Below are 21,596 nucleotides of genomic sequence, written 5' to 3'. Positions count from 1 at the left end.
ATGCTTAAGCAGTTAGTTTAATACAATAACTAAAACAAATGGTTAAGAAAAAGGCACACTCGATTATTCACAATACTTAAAGATATTTAACCGTTATGATTTCATAATCAGTCAATCCACCTGGAGTGGTAATCGATACTTCATCGCCCTCACTTTTACCAATTAATCCACGTGCAATAGGTGAATTAACAGAAATTAAATTTTGCTTAATATCCGCCTCGTCATCACCGACTATGCGATACGTTACTTCAGCATCTGTATCTATGTTCAAAATAGTTACTGTTGTACCAAAAATGACTCGGCCAGTATTTTCTAACTTTGTGACGTCAATAATTTGAGCGTTAGATAACTTGCCTTCGATGTCACGAATACGTGCTTCACAAATGCCTTGATCTTCACGGGCTGCATGATATTCAGCATTTTCTTTTAAATCGCCTAATTCGCGTGCTGAAGCAATTGCTTCAGTAATTTTTGGACGGCGATCGAACTTTAACAATTCAAGTTCTTTACGTAATTGATCAGCGCCAACTACAGTCATTGGGACCTTACTCATAATGTCTTTGTCTCCTTTAAAAACAAAAGCATCCCGTGCTGACGATAAGTCAACACAGTAAAAATTCAGTTGGAAGTACGCAATCGACTTAGCGTGCGTATCTAGGATGCATCTTTTCGATGATGGCAGACAGCTTACCTAAGCTTTTACAGACTTGCTAGTCATCCATCATCAAAATGTCATAAAAAAGGTCGCCAAAAGGCGACCTTAATCGTTAACGCACCATAAAAATTAGCTTTTGATACGTTTGTGTAACTCTTGTAAAGACGTCACCTTGATACGATCATCTGCAGAATGCGCTAAACACGTCGCAAAGGCAGCATTTAATGTCGTAGTGTAATTCACTTTATAGCGCAATGCTCCACGACGGATCTGACGTGAGTCTTCAATTGCTTGACGACCTTCAGTGGTGTTAACAATGTAGGTATATTCACCATTTTTAATACGATCAAGAATGTGTGGACGACCTTCATGTACTTTGTTAACTAAGCGAGGATTAATCCCTGCTTCACCTAAAATAATCGCGGTACCATGAGTGGCATCAATTTCATAACCTAGCTCAATCAACTTAGAAGCTAAATCGGCAACGCGTTTTTTATCACTGTTACGCACAGATAATAACGCACGGCCCGATTTAGGCACTTCAGATGTAGCACCAAGCTGTGCTTTGGCATAGGCTTCAGCAAAAGTATCACCCACGCCCATGACTTCACCGGTTGAGCGCATTTCTGGGCCTAATAGCGGGTCAACACCTGGGAACTTATTAAACGGTAATACCACTTCTTTTACCGAGAAATATGGTGGAATCACTTCTTTAGTAAAGTTTTGCGAAATTAAGCTTTGGCCAGCCATCACTCGAGCTGCAATTTTAGCTAACGGCACGCCTGTCGCTTTAGACACAAATGGTACTGTACGAGCGGCACGCGGGTTAACTTCAATCATATAGATTTCGTTATCTTTTACCGCAAACTGCACGTTCATTAAACCGATCACGCCTAATTCAAAAGCCAGTTTAGACACTTGGTCACGCATTCTGGCCTGAATATCAGCACTCAAGGTGTAAGGTGGTAATGAACAACCTGAGTCACCAGAGTGAACTCCTGCTTGTTCAATATGCTCCATAATGGCGCCAACCACCACAGTTTCACCGTCACACACTGCATCGATATCCACTTCAATCGCATCATCTAAGAAGTGATCAAGTAATACTGGTGATGCATTAGATACTTTAACCGCTTCATTGAAGTAGCGTAGTAAATCTTGCTTGTCGTATACGATTTCCATCGCACGTCCACCCAACACATAAGACGGGCGTACAACCAACGGATAACCTATTTTTTCAGCTTCTATCACAGCACTTTCAACTGTTGTCACTGTCGCATTTTCTGGCTGCTTCATGTTCAAACGTTGAATGGCTTGTTGGAAACGTTCGCGGTCTTCTGCACGGTCAATCGCATCAGGGCTGGTACCAATAATCGGTACGCCTGCGGCTTCTAATTCGCGCGCGAGTTTAAGCGGAGTTTGGCCACCGTATTGGACGATTACACCTTTTGGCTTTTCGATACGCACAATCTCGAGTACGTCTTCTAGCGTTACAGGTTCAAAGTATAAGCGGTCAGATGTATCGTAGTCGGTTGATACCGTTTCAGGGTTACAGTTAACCATGATGGTTTCATAACCGTCTTCACGTAATGCTAATGCAGCATGGACACAGCAATAATCGAACTCAATACCCTGGCCAATTCGGTTAGGGCCACCACCCAAAATCATGATTTTGTCACGGTTCGATGGGTTAGATTCACATTCTTCTTCGTACGTTGAGTACATGTAAGCCGTGTCAGTTGAGAATTCAGCAGCACATGTATCTACACGCTTGTATACCGGATGAATTTCATGGCGATGACGTAGTTTACGAATTTCGCCTTCACTCACACCTAACACATCAGCTAAACGTAAATCAGAGAAACCTTTACGCTTTAATTGGCGTAAGTAGTTTTGCTCTAAACCTGACATACCAAGCTCAGCGACTTTCGCTTCTTGGGTAACCAAATCTTCGATTTGAACGAGGAACCAGTGATCAACGTTAGTCAGAGTGAAGATATCATCACGACTTAAACCAGCACGGAATGCATCGGCTATATACCAAATACGGTCACAACCTGGCTCTTTTAATTCATGACGGATACGTTGCATCGCTTCTGGTGATTGTAAATCAACCAGAGAATCAAAACCGTTACGACCCACTTCAAGGCCACGTAACGCTTTTTGTAATGACTCTTGGAAAGTACGGCCAATGGCCATTACTTCACCCACAGATTTCATTTGGGTTGTTAGACGGTCATTTGCACCGGCAAACTTTTCAAAGTTAAAACGAGGGATTTTAGTCACAACGTAATCGATTGCAGGCTCGAACGACGCTGGTGTTTTACCGCCAGTAATGTCGTTGCTAAGCTCATCAAGCGTAAAACCAACCGCTAACTTAGCAGCAATTTTAGCTATCGGGAAACCGGTTGCTTTAGAGGCTAAAGCAGATGAACGTGATACACGTGGGTTCATCTCAATAATAACCATACGGCCAGTATTAGGACAAATACCAAATTGTACGTTTGAGCCACCGGTTTCAACGCCAATTTCACGCAGTACCGCTAAAGAAGCGTTACGCATTAATTGATATTCTTTATCGGTTAGCGTTTGTGCCGGTGCAACGGTAATTGAGTCACCGGTGTGAACACCCATCGCATCGAAGTTTTCGATAGTACACACGATAATACAGTTATCGTTGCGATCACGAACCACTTCCATTTCATATTCTTTCCAACCAATTAATGATTCATCGATCAATAATTCGTTAGTTGGCGACAAGTCCAAGCCTTGAGAACAAATCTCTTCAAACTCTTCTTTGTTGTAGGCAATACCACCGCCGCTGCCACCCATGGTGAAAGACGGACGAATGATACAGGGAAAGCCCACCATATCTAATACGCCATACGCTTCATCCATGTTATGAGCAATACCCGCACGCGGGCAGTCTAAACCAATGGATTTCATCGCTTTGTCGAAACGACTACGGTCTTCAGCTTTATCAATCGCATCCGCTGTCGCACCAATCATTTCAACATTAAACTCTTTTAGTACGCCTTGTGCTTCAAGCTGAAGCGCGCAGTTCAGTGCAGTTTGTCCACCCATCGTCGGTAGAATGGCATCTGGACGTTCTTTGGCGATGATGTTGCGTACCACTTCCCAATGAATAGGCTCGATATAGGTTGCATCGGCCATTTCAGGGTCGGTCATAATCGTTGCTGGATTAGAGTTGACCAGAATAACGCGATAGCCTTCTTCACGAAGTGCTTTACAAGCTTGCGCACCTGAATAATCAAACTCACACGCCTGACCAATAACAATTGGACCGGCACCTAGGATAAGAATACTTTTTATATCTGTACGTTTTGGCATTGCTTCTGTCTTCTCCCAGATAACTACTTGGCGTGCTGACGGTATTGTTCAATTAGCTCGATGAAATGATCGAACAGCGGTGCGGCATCGGTTGGCCCAGGACTCGCTTCAGGGTGTCCCTGGAAGCTAAATGCTGGCTTATCCGTTAGGTGAATACCTTGTAACGAACCATCAAATAACGACTTATGCGTCACCTTGATGTTTGCTGGCAATGTGGTTTCATCAGCAGCAAAACCGTGGTTTTGACTGGTGATCATCACGCGACCATTTTCAACATTGCTCACTGGATGGTTTGCACCATGGTGACCAAACTTCATTTTTAAGGTTTTCGCACCAGAGGCTAATGCAAGTAACTGGTGGCCTAAACAAATACCAAACACTGGAATATCAGTTGTTAATATTTGCTGGATAGCAGTAATAGCATAATCACATGGCTCAGGGTCGCCAGGACCATTTGATAGGAAGACCCCATCAGGGTTCATGGCAAGGACATCTGCAGCAGATGTTTGAGCAGGCACTACCGTCACATCACAACCACGGTCAACCAACATACGTAAAATATTACGTTTCACACCGTAATCGTACGCGACAATTTTATATTTGAGTTCCGCTGCTGGTGTTTCAGACGGTAAACCACCGACTAATTTCCAGCTACCGTTACGCCATGTATAAGCTTTATCGGTGGTCACTTCTTTGGCTAAATCCATGCCTTTTAGACCTGGGAACGCTTTCGCAGCTGCCAGAGCTTTCGCTTCATCTAGGTCGCCGACCATAATACAACCGGCTTGGGCGCCTTTTTCACGCAAAATTCGAGTTAGTTTGCGGGTATCAATATCAGCAATACCAACCACATTATTCGCTTTTAAATAATCGCTTAATGATTGTTGGTTGCGGAAATTACTCGCCATAAGCGGTAAGTCACGAATAATTAAGCCACATGCATGAACCGAATCCGATTCTGTGTCTTCATCATTAGTACCTGTGTTACCGATGTGAGGATAGGTTAATGTTACTATTTGGCGTGAATATGAAGGATCTGTAAGGATCTCTTGATAACCTGTCATTGAAGTATTAAATACCACTTCACCAACAGAGATACCGGTAGCACCAATTGCGGTGCCAGAGAATACTGATCCATCTTCGAGTACGAGTAAGGCAGACTGTGTCAACGCGACCTCCAGAAAAGAGCCAAGCCACTTAAAATTATGTGTTTTTATTTTGCACTAAAATACCAATTTTCGATAAATTACGAAATTTTGACAAATTCCAGCGATTGTATAAGAAATTCGTTTTTACGTCTATATTTTGTAGGATTGTTTTCAAAAAAAAACACCAACGAATGGTGTTTTTATTATCTAGTTCAATCCTAATACTTGTTGCATGTCATACAGACCTGCATTTTGATCGGAGAGCCAAAAAGCCGCCCTCATAGCTCCATTAGCAAAGGTCATTCTACTCGATGCTTTATGGGTTATTTCCAGCCGTTCGCCTATGTCAGCGAACATTGCGGTGTGTTCACCGACAATGTCACCAGCACGAACCGTTGCAAAACCTATGGTATTAGGATCACGCTCACCGGTAATGCCTTCACGCCCAAATACCGCACATTGGTCTAAATCACGACCTAATGTTTGGGCTATAATTTCACCCATTTTAAGTGCAGTACCTGACGGTGCATCCTTTTTATGCCGATGATGCGCTTCGATTATTTCGATATCGGTATAATCACCCATCACCTCTGTAGCCAGTGCGAGCAACTTCCACATCACGTTAACACCGACAGACATATTAGGCGCTAATACCACTGGCACTTGTTCTGAATAGGCACCAATTTGCTCTTTTTGAGCATGATTAAAACCTGTGGTACCAATGACAATAGCTTTGTGATTTTTTGCGCACCAATCGAGATGAATAATGGAAGATTCAGGTGACGTAAAATCAATTAATACGTCAAAGTCGTCAACCACTTTATCCAGTGAATCGGTAATGGCAACATTCATCGCGCCAACACCAGCAAGTACACCAGCATCAATACCGATTAAACTTGAACCTGTACGTTCAATAGCTGCGCCAAGTATTATAACTTGTTGCTGTTTAGCAGATTCAATCAGTGTACGGCCCATACGGCCACTGGCACCAACTACAGCAATTCTCACTTTTGCAGTCATTTATTTCTCCCAGTGTTAACTAAAGGTAAACACACAAACAGCATATACAAAAACGCCTAAGTTAACTTAGGCGTTTTTAACAACTAGATAATTTCTAACAATTCAACTTCGAAGACCAAAGCTGAATAAGGCGGGATTGAAGCACCCGCGCCACGCTCACCGTAAGCCAAGTGATGCGGGACATATAATTTTAGCTTAGTGCCAACTGGCATTAACTGTAATGCTTCAGTCCAACCGGCGATAACACCAGATACTGGGAATTCAGCAGGTTGGCCACGAGCAACAGAGCTGTCGAACACATCACCACTGATGAAAGTACCATGGTAATGAGTACGTACAGTTGAATCATACGTTGGTGTTTCACCGTCGCCTTGTACAAGCACTTCGTATTGAAGACCAGACTCAGTTATCGTAATACCGTCACGCTTAGCATTTTCAGCTAGGAATGTATCACCTTCAGCGGCAGCAGCTTCTGCAGCAGCTTCTTGTGCTTCTTGTAAACGACGACTAATTTCAGTAAATGCAACTTGAAGCTCTTCCATTGATACTGCGCTTTCTTTACCGGCAAATGCATCAGCAAGACCAGCTTGAACAGCAGGGATATCAATACCTTCAAAAGAGTTTGCTGCTAGTTGCTCGCCCATTTGACGACCTACACCGTAGCTAGCATGCTGTTCCATAGTGCTGAACAAATCTGACATAATAATTTTCTCTCAATAAACATAAAAAATTCGCACAAGAGTTTATCACAATAAACCCCGTAAATGTTGGCAAAAAACGCTATTTAACTTGAGCAATTTTACACTCAGCCAAAGACTGTTTTCTTGCCTGTGTATAAAGCGGCATCACTTGATTCTGTGCCGCTTGCAAGTCTTCAATTCGGTGACTGTGTGACGGGTGAGTCGATAGCAGTTCAGGGCCTTGGGCTCCGCCCGCTTTAGCCATGTTTTGCCACAAATTAACACTTTGAGCTGGATTAAAACCTGCTTTGGCCATTAGCTCAAGACCAACAATATCAGCTTCAGATTCCTGACTGCGGCCAAAAGGTAAAATAATGCCCACATTCGCCCCTAGCCCCAGTCCGGCCATGTACAAATCTTTATTGGCAATACCCGATGCTCCTAATGCGGCATCCGCAGCTTGCATGCCAAGACCCGTTATCTGCGCTCGAGATACTTGCTCGTTTCCATGTTGTGCTAAAACGTGCGCCACTTCATGTCCCATAACTGTAGCCAACTGATCTTGATTCGTCGCCACATTTAGTAAACCGGTATAAACACCAATATGGCCACCAGGTAGCGCAAACGCATTGACTTGATCTGATTCAAACAACACGACATCCCATTGCTGCGATTGGTCGGGTAACACCGCAGTGATACGTTTGGCAACACAGTTCACATATTGAGTTTGCGCTTGGTTTTGACTTATTTTTTCACTTTGCTTCATGGTCTCAAACGACTGAGCACCCATTTGCTGCATCTGGGTATCAGAAAACAACAAGGTTTGCCCTCGCCCTGTTGGCGATTGACTATTAACACAGCCAACTAATAAAGCAGAAACGAGTAGGGTTAGCGCGAGAGGTTTCATGTTGTCATCCCTTAAAATTCATTTAGCCAAAAAGCTAATCGATCATTCATTTATTTTATACCAATAAACTGGACCAATGCACCATTTGCGATATTAAACATCAGCCAGCATTCATGTGTTAATTAACGTGTTGATTTACGTTTAGCGAAATCACTAATACTGCGTTTATTGGCGGTACGACGATTGGCTTGCTTATCACGCGGCGCTCGCTTACTGTTTTCGCTAATCGGTTTGTCTGTTACCGCAAAACCAGCTAATTCATCTAATGGTAATGTCTGTCCGGTTAATTCTCGAATAGCCTCTAAACTGAGTAATTCAGAATGACCGACTAATGATAATGCCACGCCGCTTAATCCCGCCCGTGCAGTACGTCCAATACGATGAACATATACTGCTGCTTGGGCAGGCAAATCAACATTAATGACTACTGGCAATGCGTCGACATGAATACCGCGCGCTAATACATCGGTTGCGACTAATACAGTAAGTTGTGCCGTTTTGAATTGCTCTAAGGTCTTACTTCGCAGCGCTTGTTCTTTATCGCCATGAAGCGCCGCAGCGTTAATACCCGCTTTAATTAACTTTTTACACAATGCATCAGCATCATCTTTAGCATTCACAAACACCAATACTTGCGACCATTGATGTAAAGCAATTAAATGAATCAGCGCTTTGGCTTTGCTGCCTTTATTGACGTGATAGAGAGTTTGATCAATATCAGCCACGGTACTATTTAAAGCATGCGCTTCAATTCGTACGCAAGATGCAGACTGTACTTTTTGAGCTAATGCGACCAAAGATTCGGGTAACGTCGCCGAAAATAATAACCGTTGGCCACCTGGCATTAATGTAATCAACGCATTAATATCGGCGATAAATCCCATGTCCAGTAATCGGTCTGCTTCATCAAGGACCAAACTCTGCAGATGTTCAAAATCAATAACACCTTGTTGTGCTAATGCGAGTAAGCGGCCCGGTGTAGCAACGACGATGTTAACCGGTTGAGCTAAGCGCTCAATTTGAAGCTCTATTGCTTCACCGCCACACAGTACCTCTACGCGCAAATTAAGCGATTGTGCCAGCGGCACTAAGTTTTGCGATACTTGTGATGCTAACTCTCTGGTCGGTACGATGATCACGGCAGACAAATGAGCCGTTGGAAGCAGACTAATGCGTTGCAATACAGGCAAACCATAAGCATAGGTTTTACCGCTGCCGGTTTGGGCTAATGCCAACACATCTTGCCCCGCCAATATAGTTGGAATAGCCAGTTGCTGAATACGACTCGGCTGATTCACTGTCGGCGGTAATGCGGCTAATAAACTTGAATCGAGTGATAACGCTGAAAATGACATGTTAACGCCTAATGTTAATAGGATAAATTGACGATATTCGCCAATAAAAAAGGCTGCTTACCCAAAGTAAACAGCCTTTAACGAGGTCGCTAGATCATCGCGATTAACTGTTTAAATCCTGAAAGAACTTTTTAACGCCATCAAAGAAGCCTTCAGCTTTAGGGCTGTGCTTTTTTGATTCGCCAGTTAACGTTGCTTCAAACTCACGCAATAACTCTTTTTGTTTTTCATTCAAGTTAACCGGTGTTTCCATTACCACTTTACACAGTAAGTCACCTACTGCATGGCTACGGACCGACTTAACCCCTTTGCCGCGTAGGCGGAACATGCGCCCTGTTTGGGTTTCTGTTGGGATTTTAAGGCTAACTTTACCGTCTAATGTCGGTACTTCAATCTCGCCGCCTAATGCTGCTTTACTGAATGAAATAGGTACTTCACAGTAAAGGTTATTGGCGTCACGGGTAAAGATAGCGTGTTCTCGCACACTAACTTGAACGTATAAATCACCTGGTGGAGCACCAAACTCGCCCGCTTCACCTTCGCCAGTAAGACGAATACGATCGCCTGTATCGACACCGGCAGGAATTTTAACTGATAAGGTTTTGCTTTTCTCAACTCGACCTTCACCATGGCACTTGCCGCAAGGATCTTTAATGATTTTACCGCGACCATGACAAGTAGGACACGCTTGCTGAACAGCAAAGAAACCTTGGCGCATTTGCACTTGGCCTTGGCCATGACACGTACCACATGTGGTTGCAGATGTGCCTTTTTTAGCGCCACTCCCGTCACATAAATCACAGGCAGCTAAAGTAGGAATTCGCAGTTCTTTGGTTAAGCCGCGTACGGCTTCTTCTAAAGACAATTCAAGGTTGTATCGTAAGTCACTACCGCGCGCAGCTTGACGTTGACCACCACCACGGCGACCACCACCAAAAATATCACCGAATACATCACCAAAGATATCGCCAAAATCACCTTGGCCACCACCGTGCCCACCACGATTAGGGTCGACGCCAGCATGACCAAATTGATCGTAAGCCGCTTTTTTGTCGCTGTCGGTTAAAATTTCGTACGCTTCTTTAATTTCTTTAAAGCTAGCTTCTGCGGCTTTGTCACCCGGATTACGGTCTGGGTGAAACTTCATCGCTAAGCGTTTGTACGCTTTTTTAATTTCGCGTTCACTGGTGTCACGTCCAACACCGAGAACTTCGTAATAATCACGCTTTGACATAGTGTTCTGTTTCTCGAAGGTGTGAGTAAATTGTTAAACTTAAATTATACAAACGGGCGTTTGAGGATAACCCCAACGCCCGCTTTAACGGTAACTAGCTGAAATTGCTAATTACTTTTTGTCGTCTTTAACTTCTTCGAACTCAGCATCAACAACATCATCAGCAGGCTTTTCTTGGCCAGCATCGTGCGCTTGACCTTCTGCTTCACCTTGAGCTTTAGCTTGAGCAATTTCCATTAACTTAGCAGACGCTTCGATTAGCGCTTGAGTTGCTGTATCAATGGCTTCTTTATCTTTGCCTTTTATGGCAGTTTCTAAAGTTGCGATTGCTGCTTCAATCTTTTCTTTTTCGTCACTAGCTAGTGCATCGCCAGCTTCTTCAACTTGTTTTTTAGTTGAATGAGCTAAACCATCTGCTTGATTACGCGCTTTAACTAACTCTTCAAATTTAGCATCTTCATCAGCATGAGCTTCAGCATCACGTACCATTTGTTCAACTTCTTCATCAGATAAACCTGAAGAGGCTTTGATAGTAATGTTTTGTTTCTTACCTGTTTTCTTGTCTGTTGCAGACACATGTAAGATACCATCAGCATCAATGTCGAACATCACTTCAACCTGTGGTTGGCCACGTGGTGCTGGCTCAATACCTTCAAGGTTAAATTGACCTAATGACTTGTTAGCACTCGCTTGCTTACGTTCACCCTGAAGTACGTGAATAGTCACGGCACTTTGGTTGTCGTCAGCTGTTGAGAATACTTGCTGAGCTTTAGTCGGGATAGTGGTGTTCTTCTCGATAAGCTTTGTCATCACACTGCCCATGGTTTCAATACCAAGAGATAGTGGGGTAACGTCAAGTAGAAGTACGTCTTTCACTTCACCAGAAAGTACGCCAGCCTGAATCGCCGCGCCAACAGCAACCGCTTCATCAGGGTTAACATCTTTACGAGGCTCTTTGCCAAAGAAGTTAGTGACTGCTTCTTGTACTTTAGGCATACGAGTCTGGCCACCCACAAGAATCACTTCATTGATATCTGATATTGATAAATCAGCATCAGCTAGTGCAACTTTAAGCGGCTCTAGAGTACGTTGAATTAAATCTTCAACTAATGACTCTAACTTAGCACGAGTAATTTTAACCACTAAATGCTTAGGACCTGATGCATCAGCAGTGATGTAAGGCAAGTTAACTTCAGTGTGGTTAGTGCTTGAAAGCTCGATTTTTGCTTTTTCAGCGGCTTCTTTCAAACGTTGCATTGCTAAAGGATCTCTACGAAGATCTAAGCCTTGGTCTTTTTTGAATTCATCAGCTAAATAGTTAATCATACGGTTATCAAAGTCTTCACCACCTAAGTGAGTATCACCATTGGTTGCTAGTACTTCAAATGTTTGGTCGCCATCGTTGCTGTCAATTTCGATGATAGAGATATCGAATGTACCACCACCTAAATCGTATACAGCAACAATGTTGTCGCCTTGTTTCTTGTCGATACCGTATGCAAGTGCAGCAGCAGTAGGTTCGTTGATAATACGCTTAACATCAAGACCTGCGATACGACCAGCATCTTTAGTGGCTTGACGTTGTGAATCGTTAAAGTAAGCAGGAACGGTAATAACCGCTTCAGTCACTTCTTCACCTAAAAAGTCTTCAGCAGTCTTTTTCATCTTTTTCAAGATTTCAGCTGAAACTTGTGGTGGTGCCATTTTGTTACCACGTGACTCAACCCATGCATCACCATTATCAGCTGCGATAATTTTGAATGGCATGATGTTCACATCACGTTGAACTTCGTCATCTTTAAAACGACGACCGATTAAACGCTTGATGGCAAAGAATGTGTTTGTTGGGTTGGTTACAGCCTGACGCTTTGCTGGCTGGCCTACAATAATTTCATCATCGGTATAAGCGATAATTGATGGGGTTGTGCGATCACCCTCTGCGTTTTCAATTACGCGTGCTTTGCCGCCATCAAGGACTGCTACACACGAGTTTGTTGTGCCTAAATCGATACCAATAATTTTGCCCATGGGGTCCTCCGAAATTGACGTTAGTCGTCACAAATATGTTATTTGATGTTGATATGGGGATGAATAACAAGTATTTCAAGCATTTTGTTGCTTAACTTGAGATTCAAAATTAACCACTCATATCAGCCTTGATACCTATATTGGGACAACAAAGTGAATTACAAGGGGATAAGTAAATATTTATCCTGTTTTATGGGTTTTTTTATGCGGGCCATACCAATAAGGTAAGATGGATGAACAATAAATCACAACCACTGCCGAAATAAGCGAAATAGTGAAAAAAACAGTAAAACCAGCCGGAATAGTGCAGTAACAAAGCGTAGACACGTTAATACTTTACCGAAAGTCACCCACTCTAATGATGAGTTAGATTGTAATAGCGATATAATCGTTACTCATACCAGTATTGAACTTATTAAGCACATCGTTCATTTTCAATCGACATTGGTTTATATCATATTAACCTGCTTGGCATTTCAGCGGTGTTAGTCGTATTTTGCTGTCACACTGCAAACAAAAGCATTAAATAACGCTAATCATTTGATAAAAAATACAACTAGCGTTATAAAAGTATATATAGATGTTTAAAAAAGTACTAAAAATTCAAATGATTGTAGAGGAAGTAAGGCAATGGGACTGCCAAGATGGAATTTCAGTGATAATACCGAACGTAAGATACGCATTGTTACCTTAGCAATTGTTATGGTAATTCTAGTTTATGAAAAGTTTTATGGCGTAAGTACCACACAATATCCAGCTATGTATTTGTGTGTATTTTCACTTATCGCCACTTTTATGACCAATGCAGTACAGCGTCGATATTTCACTTATGTGATGGAATACGCGCAAGCATTTAGAATTGTGGCGATATTAATGACTTGTGCCTTTTTTGCAATTTGGTTATTAACCACCTATGAACGTTTGGTTGAGCCAGTAACGCCCAGTCATCTTATTTATAATTTATAGCGCTCTGTTATAGCGTCTCTCAGCACAAACAATAAAGGGCGCTTATTTGCGCCCTTTATTATTATAAGTACAACAAAATGCATTATTGCCTACAGGTGTAATCACCCCAAGCTAGCCACTTGTATGTGGTCAGTGCATCTAACGCCATTGGACCACGGGCATGTAATTTCTGGGTGCTCACGGCAACTTCAGCGCCAAGACCAAATTGTGAACCATCGGTGAAACGAGTACTGGCATTCACATACACTGCGGCGGAATCAACTTGATTCATAAAGTCACTCGCTGTGTGAATGTTATCCGTTAAAATGGCTTCAGAATGTCCTGTAGAATAATGACGGATATGCTCCACGGCTTCGTCAATATCGTTAACCACTTTGATCCCTAACGTGAGCGATAACCACTCTGTTGAAAACGATTCATCATGTGCAGGTGTAACATCAAAACCTAACCCATCAAGATAAGGTAAAGTCATTGCACAAGCATGGAAATGAACCCCAAGTGAGTGTAAATGTGAGGCAATATTAGGAATAAATTCGGCAGCAACCTGTTGATGTATTAATAATGTATCTAAGGCATTACACACAGTCGGGCGTTGAACTTTAGCGTTGGCAATCACATCGATTGCACGCACTAAATCGGCTTGTTTATCGACAAATAAATGACAGATGCCAATGCCGCCTAAAATGACAGGAATACTCGATTGCTCAGCACACAATCGCTGCAGGTTTTGTCCACCACGAGGGATAATCATATCAACATATTTGTCGAGTCTTAGTAAGCCACTGACAAGACTCCTCTCTGGTGAATCAATCAGCTGCACGGCATCTTTAGGTAAATCTAAACTCACCAGTGCATCACGGATAACTTCACTTAGCACTTTATTTGAGGTTAGGGTTTCTTTACCTCCACGCAAAATCACTGCATTACCGGTCTTTAACGCCAACACGGCAATATCAACGGTGACATTTGGCCGAGCCTCATAAATAACCCCCACCACACCTAATGGGACACTGCGACGAGTTAAGCGTAAGCCGTTATCCAATACCCGACTGTCAGCTTCTTTGCCGACAGGGTCGGCTAGTGCGATGACATTATCAATGTCAGCTATAATTCCGCCTAGCCGCCCTTCGTCCAGCATCAACCTATCTATCATGGCTTCGGTTAAACCACTTTGCTTCGCTGCAATGATATCTTGTGCATTCGCTTGTAAAATATCATTTTTCCGCTGCGCTAAGTGGTCTGCAATCGTAGCTAACAATACGTTTTTTTGTTTCGCTGTTAAACTCGCTAAAATAAAACTTGCAGCCTTAGCACGTTGCCCTAATTGAGTTAAATATTCTGTTTCTGTGGCTGACATATGTTTATCCTTAATTATCAAGTACGACCATATCATTGCGATGAACCACGGCATCGCCGTAGTTATAGCCCAGTAGACTTTCTATATCATCAGAATGTTTACCGCTAATTTTGGTTAAATCATTGGCGCAATATCGGCTAATGCCTTTAGCCAAAATCTTACCGGTTTGATTCACAATCAGTAAGGTCGCCCCGCGCTCAAAATTGCCTTCAACATCGACAATGCCTTTAGATAATAAACTACGACCATTAGCAACAACGGCAACCGATGCTCCAGCATCTACAACTAATTTACCTTGTGAAGCAGGACCAGCCAAGATCCATTGTTTGCGACTTTCTAATGGATTTTCGATTGCACTAAAATGAGTGCCGACAGACTCCCTCGCCGCCACTTTGGCAATAACATCAGGGTGATGACCGGAAGCGATGACAACTTCTATGCCCGCTCGTCGAGCCACATCCGCCGCTTCAAGTTTAGTCGCCATTCCGCCCGTTCCAAGTCCTGACACTGAACCGCCAGCCAATAAACGTAAACTGTCGTCAATATTGACAACTTGTTTAATTAACTGTGCGTCGGGATGGGTGCGTGGGTCGGCATCAAATAAGCCTTTTTGGTCGGTCAGTAAGATAAGTAAATCAGCATCGCAAAGTAAGGCTGCACGGGCTGATAAATTATCATTATCACCCACTTTAATCTCATTGGTTGCAACTGCATCATTTTCATTAATTATCGGGATAATATTATGAGCTAATAATGCATTTAAGGTGTCGCGCGCATTAAGGTAACGTTCACGATCTTGTAAATCAGCACGAGTTAACAATAACTGGCCAACATGCAACCCGTAAATACTGAACAATTGTGACCAAGCCAAAATTAACTGACTTTGACCCACAGCTGCAAGTAACTGTTTATTGGCCATAGTGTCTGGCAACACTGGATATTGTAAATGCTCTCGCCCAGCAGCTATAGCGCCTGATGTACACAATACGACTTCAACGCCTGAACGCATAAGCGAGGCCATTTGCCTGGCTAATTCAACCATATGTGCTTTATCAAGCTTTTTACTGCCCGATGTCAGCACGCTGGTGCCTAACTTAACTACTACGCGGCGATAACCCATTTGTATTACTCAGCTTACAAAAAATATTCAGTTCATTTTTATACCCAATTCACTCGATAATTCATAGTGAAAGCCGCTAATACTGGAATATTTGTCTAGATTAACCATTTTCAGGTTAATAAATAGTTATCAAACAGTCCTTAATTCTGCTAGCTCAGTTGCATTGAGCTGCAATAGGGTAGTTATTGGCGCCTTATTAGAAAAACAAAAAAAGGGCTAATAGCCCTTTTTTATATTGGCTTTAGCCAATTTATTAACTCACTGTACTCATGGACAGCTAATTAACCGTAAATAAACTTGGCAATAAACAATGCGGCCACCACTAAAATACCTGGATTTAAATCTTTAAAACGCCCTGTCATCAATTTGATCGCAGCATAAGAAATAAACCCAAGCCCAATAGCATTGGCAATAGAAAAGGTTAACGGCATTAATAAGCAAGTCACGACAACAGGAGCGGCTTCAGTTAAGTCTTCCCAATCAACATTGACTAGGCCAGACATCATTAAAATAGCAACATAAAACAAGGTTCCAGTTGTGGCATACGCTGGCACCATACCCGCTAATGGCGACACAAATAACGCCGCTAAAAACAGTAATCCAACTACAACGGCAGTTAAACCTGTGCGACCACCTGCACTCACCCCTGCGATACTTTCAATATAGCTAGTGGTAGTTGATGTACCCAATGCAGCACCAGTGATCGTGGCGACGCTGTCTGCGGTTAAGGCACGTTTTACTCGAGGTAAACGGCCTTTTTCATCAAGCAGTCCGCCACGTTGAGCAACAGCGACTAAGGTACCTGATGTATCAAATAAATCGACAAACAAGAAGGCAAAAACCACCGATAACATGCTCACTTCTAATACACTAGACAAGTCCATCTTCATAAATGTCGGTGCAATAGACGGTGGCATTGAAATTAAGCCTTGGTATTGCACATCGCCAAATATCATTCCCAGAACGGTCACAATTAGGATACTGAAAATAACAGCACCCTTTAAGCCACGTTGAACCATAGCAATAATTAAGAAGAAACCTAACGCAGCCATCAATGCAGGAAATGAGGTGATATCGCCCATAGTCACTAATGTTGCAGGGCTAGCCACTACAATACCGGCATTTTTTAAGCCAATTAAGGCTAAAAATAATCCAATACCAGCTGCGATACCAAAACGTAACGACATTGGAATACTGTTGACTATCCACTCGCGGATCCTAACTAAGGATAAAATTAAGAAGCACACTCCTGACATAAAGACCGCGCCAAGTGCTGTTTCCCAGCTGTAACCCATTTCACCAACAACGGTGTAAGTAAAAAAAGCATTCAGTCCCATACCCGGAGCCAATGCAATCGGGTAATTAGCTAATAACCCCATAACTAAGCAACCGATGGCAGCAGCTAAACATGTGGCAACAAATACTGCACCATGATCCATCCCTGCATCAGCAAGCATCATAGGGTTAACAAAAATGATGTAGGCCATCGTTAAAAAAGTAGTCAGACCGGCCACAGCCTCTTGCTTAAGACTGGTGTTGTTCTGTTTAAGTTTAAATAGTTTTTCTAACATGGAACGGGGTTCCTTGGGCAAAGGTTAACATTGGATTAATGGTTAAATTGCTACAGATGAGGATGCGGTAAGCCTTGTGCTACTGACCATACTCGCTGAGTCGACATCATTACAGAGGGCTTACTTTATTGCGGGGAATTATAAATACTTACGACCTTGATAGCTATCAATAGCCTTTTTGTTGAAAGATTTCAGTTTTTTATATAGCGCACTAATCAATTAGCGACTAACCAATTAGCTACTAACCAATTAGCTTGAATCTAACTAAAAGCTAGCTGAATTTAAGACAAAAAAAAGCCTACTCAATAGAGTAGGCAGACATGTTACAAGCATCCCATATGGGGAAAGGAAAGCTAGCACCACTTAACGTGATGTGGCGATAAATTAATTAATTTACCACCCTGTCTAAAACCGTCAAACGAGACGAACAAAAGGTTGATGGATATTAAAACTACGTAAAGAGGGTCAATTCTTAACGTTTCATGGCGAATATACCGCCACGTAAAACTGTTACGTCGGCAAACCAAGTGTTCTGCCAATAAAATTTGCTGTTACCTGTATAAGACATAGTCATGCTCCTGATTAAAGTAAAGTTGTATAAACCTAGTAAAGCTTGGCTCGGTTCCCTGGAACGTACATTTCTCAAATCCATTGAGACAACTTGTCACTCAGATCCTTGGAGGTTATATCCATCCTGGATTAACTAGAGTCGACAAACACATTGCTTGTCGACGAAGTGAATTATACAAAACTGTAATTTAATTACAAGTATTATTTGCTTTAATTCACAAAAACATCATTAAAAGTGATTTAATTACAATTACTTCGTATTAAAACTATGTATAACTATTGTTATCAACATGTAAACTACAAATAAAATCATTATAAAACAAATAATTAGATATGATATGACTACAACCTTGAAAACTGTAATAAAGCAACCAAAGGGCTTGCAGTTGGCTTTCCATACAGAGGATCGCCCTCCACCGCACTACCTGCAATATCAATATGGGTAAATGCCAGCTCTGTTTGAGCTAATCCAGAGGCTTTTATCAAGAAAGCGGCAGGATATTGATGCCCACGAGCCGTAATTGAAGACGGACCATTATTCGATGACACCACATCTGCAGCGCCATTTTTATCGGCAACTTTATCAAAGTCTTCTGGACGTAATCGTGAAACCTCAAATGGTTCACCCCATAACTGACCCACTTCAGCGAGTGTTGCTGCAACCCCTTGTTTTTTAGCCGCGCTATTTTCAACTAATGCAGGGTAACCACCGTAGGCTCGCACAACATGACCGGTTAACGTCGCCACCGAAAATAATTGTGGATTCACTGCGGTTTGAGCCTGTATTCGCAAATGCGATAATAAGTCAGCCAATACTAAGCGACCTTCTGCATCAGTATTACCAATACGGACTCGCACACCTGCGTGGCTAGTAATGATCTCATCGGTGACAAATGCATCACTGCCAATACTGTTTCTTACTAATCCGAGTTCAGCAATGACTTTAATACCTTTAGGTTTCAGTATTGATAGTGCTTTCATTAAACCGGCAACTGCTGCCGCGCCACCTTTATCACGGCTCATACCAGCCATAGAACCTGCAACTTTAATATCAGCGCCGCCTGTGTCGTAAACAACACCTTTGCCAGCAAAGAATAAGGTTTTTGTAATAGGGCCTTCACCAACATATTCAAGCTTTACCACTCGAGGATGATGACGTGCAACATCAAAAGAGCTTCTGCCCACCGCACTGAGTAATGGGTATTGCGCTTTTAACTGCTCGACTTGATCAACCACAGATACAGCCAAACCGCTATCAGCAAAAGCATCAACACAATATTGTGCAAACCCAATAGCCGACATACGCTCAGGTTCTGTACCACAAAGATCGCGCGCCAATACTCGTCCAGATTCTGCCGCATTAATTAACCTATTGTGCGCGGCGGTATTCAATAATCCAATAGCCTCTAAACTCGGTTGCAAAGACTTTGCTTCTCGCGCCTCTAACGGTTGCCAAAGCTCTTGTCCACACGCCAGTGCGGCAACTTGTTCTGCATTGGCAAAGCGATTGTCAGTTACCCTTGGAACAACAAGTAAAGGTTTAGTGGCACCTGCGGCTTTAGCAATGGCAATACCTTCTCGAGCGGCTTTGGCAAAAATCCTGACATCGCTATACTGATTGTCGCTATCTGTCACTGGGGAGATAATCAAACGACCACCGGCTAACCCTGGCGCAAAAAGGAGCGTGGCACTTTTACCGACACGGAAATCTATTTGACTAGCGTGTGCAGCAAGCAAACTCACTTCATCTTGTTTGATCTCAGCTAAACTCGTCGCTATCACAACAACAGCGTCCCAACCTTCGCCTTCAAAAATAGCCTCATCACTTGAGACATCAATAATTGGCACTTGGTACGCGGTAACCGCTTTATTCACTTGGGTCATACAAGATCCTTACTCTTTAGGAATATAGATAAATTAGTGGGTTCATAATTATTTACAGATTTGTGGACTAAACCTTGGCAAATCGCTATCGCAATATCAAGTAACTGCGCAGAATATGTTAAAATAATGGCAGTAATATTTTGTGTCGTATATCGACTTGATTTCATCTTAGAGGGCGTTTCGTGACTGCATTAACTCAATTATATCCTCAGCCTCTATGGCAATGGTTTGAACAAATTTGTGCTATTCCACATCCATCAAAACATGAACATGCGTTATCACAACATATTCAACAATGGGCAAAAGCTCAAGGCCTTGCGGTTGTTGAAGACAAAGTGGGTAATTTAATCATCCGTAAGCCTGCTACTGCAGGAATGGAAAACTGCAAAATAGTGGTGTTACAAGCGCACATTGATATGGTGCCGCAAAAAAATGCCGACAAAGTACATAACTTTGAAACCGATCCGATAGAAGCCTATGTAGACGGTGATTGGGTTAAAGCCAAAGGCACAACCTTAGGTTCAGATAACGGTATTGGTATGTCTTCGGCGCTGGCCGTTTTAGGCAGTAAAGACATTAAGCACGGGCCACTCGAAGTGCTGCTCACCATTGATGAAGAAGCCGGCATGACTGGCGCCTTTGGTTTAGAAGCCGGTTACCTTGATGCTGAAATTTTAATTAATACTGATTCAGAGCAAGAAGGTGAAATCTACATGGGTTGCGCCGGCGGTGTTGATGCACAGATAAGTATACCAATGTCTTGGCAAGCACCAGAACAAAGCAACGCCAGCTTTTCACTGACTATGTCGGGTTTAAAAGGCGGCCATTCTGGTGTCAATATTCATCTTGGTCGTGGTAACGCTAACAAGTTATTAGCGCGATTTTTGTTTAAATACAGTGACGAATTAGCCCTAGAGCTGGTCAGCTTTAGTGGTGGTTCGCTGCGTAATGCGATTCCACGTGAAGCTAACGTTCAATTGATGTTGCCAGCTGAAAATGTTGAAGCATTAAAACAAGCTATTGAGTCATTCCAAGCGTTAGTGCGTGAAGAGTTAGCCGTAGCTGACCCATCGATGTTACTCACATTGGCCGCTATTGATGCACCAACAAAAGTCATGGGCGAAGAAGCGCAAAATACCTTAATCGACTTATTACATGCTTGCCCTAACGGCGTAATGCGCATGAGTGATGAAGTGGAGGGTGTGACTGAAACATCACTAAATATAGGCGTGATCAGTACTGAAGATGAAAGCGTAGAAATATTATGCCTTATTCGTTCATTAATCGATTCGGGGCGTGAAGAAGTCACCGGTATGCTAACCGCACTATCAAATCTATCGGGTGCTAGCATTGATTTAAGCGGTGCTTATCCAGGTTGGAAACCAGACACTAGCTCATCTGTTATGGCAATTGTGCGTGACACCTATAACGATATTTATAAAAAAGATCCTACTGTGATGGTTATTCATGCGGGTCTTGAATGTGGTTTATTTAAAGAACCTTATCCACATATGGACATGGTATCGATTGGGCCGACGATTCGCTATCCGCACAGCCCAGATGAAATGGTTAACATCACCACTGTTGGTCAATATTGGGAATTACTGCTTGCTGTATTAGAGCGTATTCCTGCTAAAGAGGCGTAATCAATCAAGTGATTATGGCCAAGATTATAATTGGCGGATAAGCTATAAATCAAAGGCGACAGCAATGTCGCCTTTTTGCTCTCTATGATTTCCGTTATAAAATG

General features: G+C 42.6%; 15 protein-coding genes. 2 read left to right on the top strand and 13 right to left on the bottom strand.

From position 1 onward, the window contains the following. Positions 1–76 precede the first annotated feature (76 nt). From greA to dnaK, 9 genes are all read right to left on the bottom strand, one after another. Positions 77–553 carry a transcription elongation factor GreA gene (greA, locus tag GUY17_RS05265; RefSeq protein WP_101085763.1) on the bottom strand — a complete coding sequence of 159 codons (477 nt, stop codon included), beginning with the start codon at positions 551–553 and terminating at the stop codon, positions 77–79. Between the two features lie 231 nt (positions 554–784). Then, positions 785–4,006, bottom strand: a complete 3,222-nt coding sequence (carB, locus tag GUY17_RS05260; protein ID WP_059746481.1) for a carbamoyl-phosphate synthase large subunit — start codon at positions 4,004–4,006, stop codon at positions 785–787. Between the two features lie 23 nt (positions 4,007–4,029). Then, positions 4,030–5,187, bottom strand: coding sequence for a glutamine-hydrolyzing carbamoyl-phosphate synthase small subunit (carA, locus tag GUY17_RS05255; protein ID WP_101085765.1), 1,158 nt, complete (start codon positions 5,185–5,187; stop codon positions 4,030–4,032). 174 nt (positions 5,188–5,361) lie between these two features. Then, complete coding sequence (gene dapB, locus GUY17_RS05250) at positions 5,362–6,174, bottom strand: 4-hydroxy-tetrahydrodipicolinate reductase (protein WP_101085767.1); 813 nt, start codon at positions 6,172–6,174, stop codon at positions 5,362–5,364. 83 nt (positions 6,175–6,257) lie between these two features. Next, positions 6,258–6,875: an FKBP-type peptidyl-prolyl cis-trans isomerase gene (locus tag GUY17_RS05245; RefSeq protein ID WP_101085769.1), complete on the bottom strand. Its 618-nt coding sequence runs from the start codon at positions 6,873–6,875 to the stop codon at positions 6,258–6,260. A gap of 79 nt (positions 6,876–6,954) precedes the next feature. After that, positions 6,955–7,761, bottom strand: a complete 807-nt coding sequence (locus tag GUY17_RS05240) for a M48 family metallopeptidase (protein ID WP_162022520.1) — start codon at positions 7,759–7,761, stop codon at positions 6,955–6,957. 122 nt (positions 7,762–7,883) lie between these two features. Further along, positions 7,884–9,116 (bottom strand): DEAD/DEAH box helicase, encoded by a 1,233-nt coding sequence (locus GUY17_RS05235; RefSeq protein ID WP_162022519.1) that lies wholly within the window; start codon positions 9,114–9,116, stop codon positions 7,884–7,886. A gap of 103 nt (positions 9,117–9,219) precedes the next feature. Then, on the bottom strand, positions 9,220–10,350 hold the full coding sequence (dnaJ, locus tag GUY17_RS05230) for a molecular chaperone DnaJ (RefSeq protein ID WP_011636444.1): 1,131 nt from the start codon (positions 10,348–10,350) through the stop codon (positions 9,220–9,222). 111 nt (positions 10,351–10,461) lie between these two features. After that, positions 10,462–12,378 (bottom strand): molecular chaperone DnaK, encoded by a 1,917-nt coding sequence (gene dnaK / locus GUY17_RS05225; RefSeq protein WP_101085774.1) that lies wholly within the window; start codon positions 12,376–12,378, stop codon positions 10,462–10,464. 630 nt (positions 12,379–13,008) lie between these two features. On the opposite strand from dnaK, the gene GUY17_RS05220 reads away from it, so the two are divergent. Further along, on the top strand, positions 13,009–13,344 hold the full coding sequence (locus tag GUY17_RS05220) for a hypothetical protein (protein WP_101085776.1): 336 nt from the start codon (positions 13,009–13,011) through the stop codon (positions 13,342–13,344). An 82-nt stretch (positions 13,345–13,426) separates the two neighbouring features. Here the strand turns inward: GUY17_RS05220 and GUY17_RS05215 are convergent, their stop codons facing one another. The 4 genes from GUY17_RS05215 to GUY17_RS05200 form a co-directional block, all read right to left on the bottom strand. Continuing rightward, positions 13,427–14,701: a glutamate-5-semialdehyde dehydrogenase gene (locus GUY17_RS05215; RefSeq protein WP_162022518.1), complete on the bottom strand. Its 1,275-nt coding sequence runs from the start codon at positions 14,699–14,701 to the stop codon at positions 13,427–13,429. Between the two features lie 10 nt (positions 14,702–14,711). After that, on the bottom strand, positions 14,712–15,821 hold the full coding sequence (proB, locus tag GUY17_RS05210; protein WP_162022517.1) for a glutamate 5-kinase: 1,110 nt from the start codon (positions 15,819–15,821) through the stop codon (positions 14,712–14,714). A 281-nt stretch (positions 15,822–16,102) separates the two neighbouring features. Further along, entirely contained in the window at positions 16,103–17,392 is a 1,290-nt protein-coding gene (locus tag GUY17_RS05205) for an NCS2 family permease (protein ID WP_101085784.1), read from the bottom strand. Positions 17,393–18,304: 912 nt separating this feature from the next. Further along, entirely contained in the window at positions 18,305–19,846 is a 1,542-nt protein-coding gene (locus GUY17_RS05200) for a leucyl aminopeptidase family protein (protein WP_162022516.1), read from the bottom strand. Between the two features lie 182 nt (positions 19,847–20,028). Between GUY17_RS05200 and GUY17_RS05195 the strand changes: the two genes are divergently transcribed. Further along, positions 20,029–21,492 (top strand): aminoacyl-histidine dipeptidase, encoded by a 1,464-nt coding sequence (locus GUY17_RS05195; RefSeq protein WP_101085788.1) that lies wholly within the window; start codon positions 20,029–20,031, stop codon positions 21,490–21,492. The last annotated feature ends 104 nt before the right edge of the window (positions 21,493–21,596 follow it).

The organism is Shewanella sp. Arc9-LZ (assembly GCF_010092445.1).
GTDB lineage: Bacteria > Pseudomonadota > Gammaproteobacteria > Enterobacterales > Shewanellaceae > Shewanella.
Note: the sequence above shows the minus strand (reverse complement) of the source record. Positions and strands in the feature narration are given on the sequence as shown.

Excerpts from the sequence above, each read along its gene's own strand:
- greA (WP_101085763.1), bottom strand. The coding sequence starts at position 553 with ATGAGTAAGGTCCCAATGACTGTAGTTGGCGCTGATCAATTACGTAAA.
- carB (WP_059746481.1), bottom strand. The coding sequence starts at position 4,006 with ATGCCAAAACGTACAGATATAAAAAGTATTCTTATCCTAGGTGCCGGT.
- dapB (WP_101085767.1), bottom strand. The coding sequence starts at position 6,174 with ATGACTGCAAAAGTGAGAATTGCTGTAGTTGGTGCCAGTGGCCGTATG.
- GUY17_RS05245 (WP_101085769.1), bottom strand. The coding sequence starts at position 6,875 with ATGTCAGATTTGTTCAGCACTATGGAACAGCATGCTAGCTACGGTGTA.
- GUY17_RS05240 (WP_162022520.1), bottom strand. The coding sequence starts at position 7,761 with ATGAAACCTCTCGCGCTAACCCTACTCGTTTCTGCTTTATTAGTTGGC.
- GUY17_RS05235 (WP_162022519.1), bottom strand. The coding sequence starts at position 9,116 with ATGTCATTTTCAGCGTTATCACTCGATTCAAGTTTATTAGCCGCATTA.
- dnaJ (WP_011636444.1), bottom strand. The coding sequence starts at position 10,350 with ATGTCAAAGCGTGATTATTACGAAGTTCTCGGTGTTGGACGTGACACC.
- dnaK (WP_101085774.1), bottom strand. The coding sequence starts at position 12,378 with ATGGGCAAAATTATTGGTATCGATTTAGGCACAACAAACTCGTGTGTA.
- GUY17_RS05220 (WP_101085776.1), top strand. The coding sequence starts at position 13,009 with ATGGGACTGCCAAGATGGAATTTCAGTGATAATACCGAACGTAAGATA.
- GUY17_RS05215 (WP_162022518.1), bottom strand. The coding sequence starts at position 14,701 with ATGTCAGCCACAGAAACAGAATATTTAACTCAATTAGGGCAACGTGCT.
- proB (WP_162022517.1), bottom strand. The coding sequence starts at position 15,821 with ATGGGTTATCGCCGCGTAGTAGTTAAGTTAGGCACCAGCGTGCTGACA.
- GUY17_RS05205 (WP_101085784.1), bottom strand. The coding sequence starts at position 17,392 with ATGTTAGAAAAACTATTTAAACTTAAACAGAACAACACCAGTCTTAAG.
- GUY17_RS05200 (WP_162022516.1), bottom strand. The coding sequence starts at position 19,846 with ATGACCCAAGTGAATAAAGCGGTTACCGCGTACCAAGTGCCAATTATT.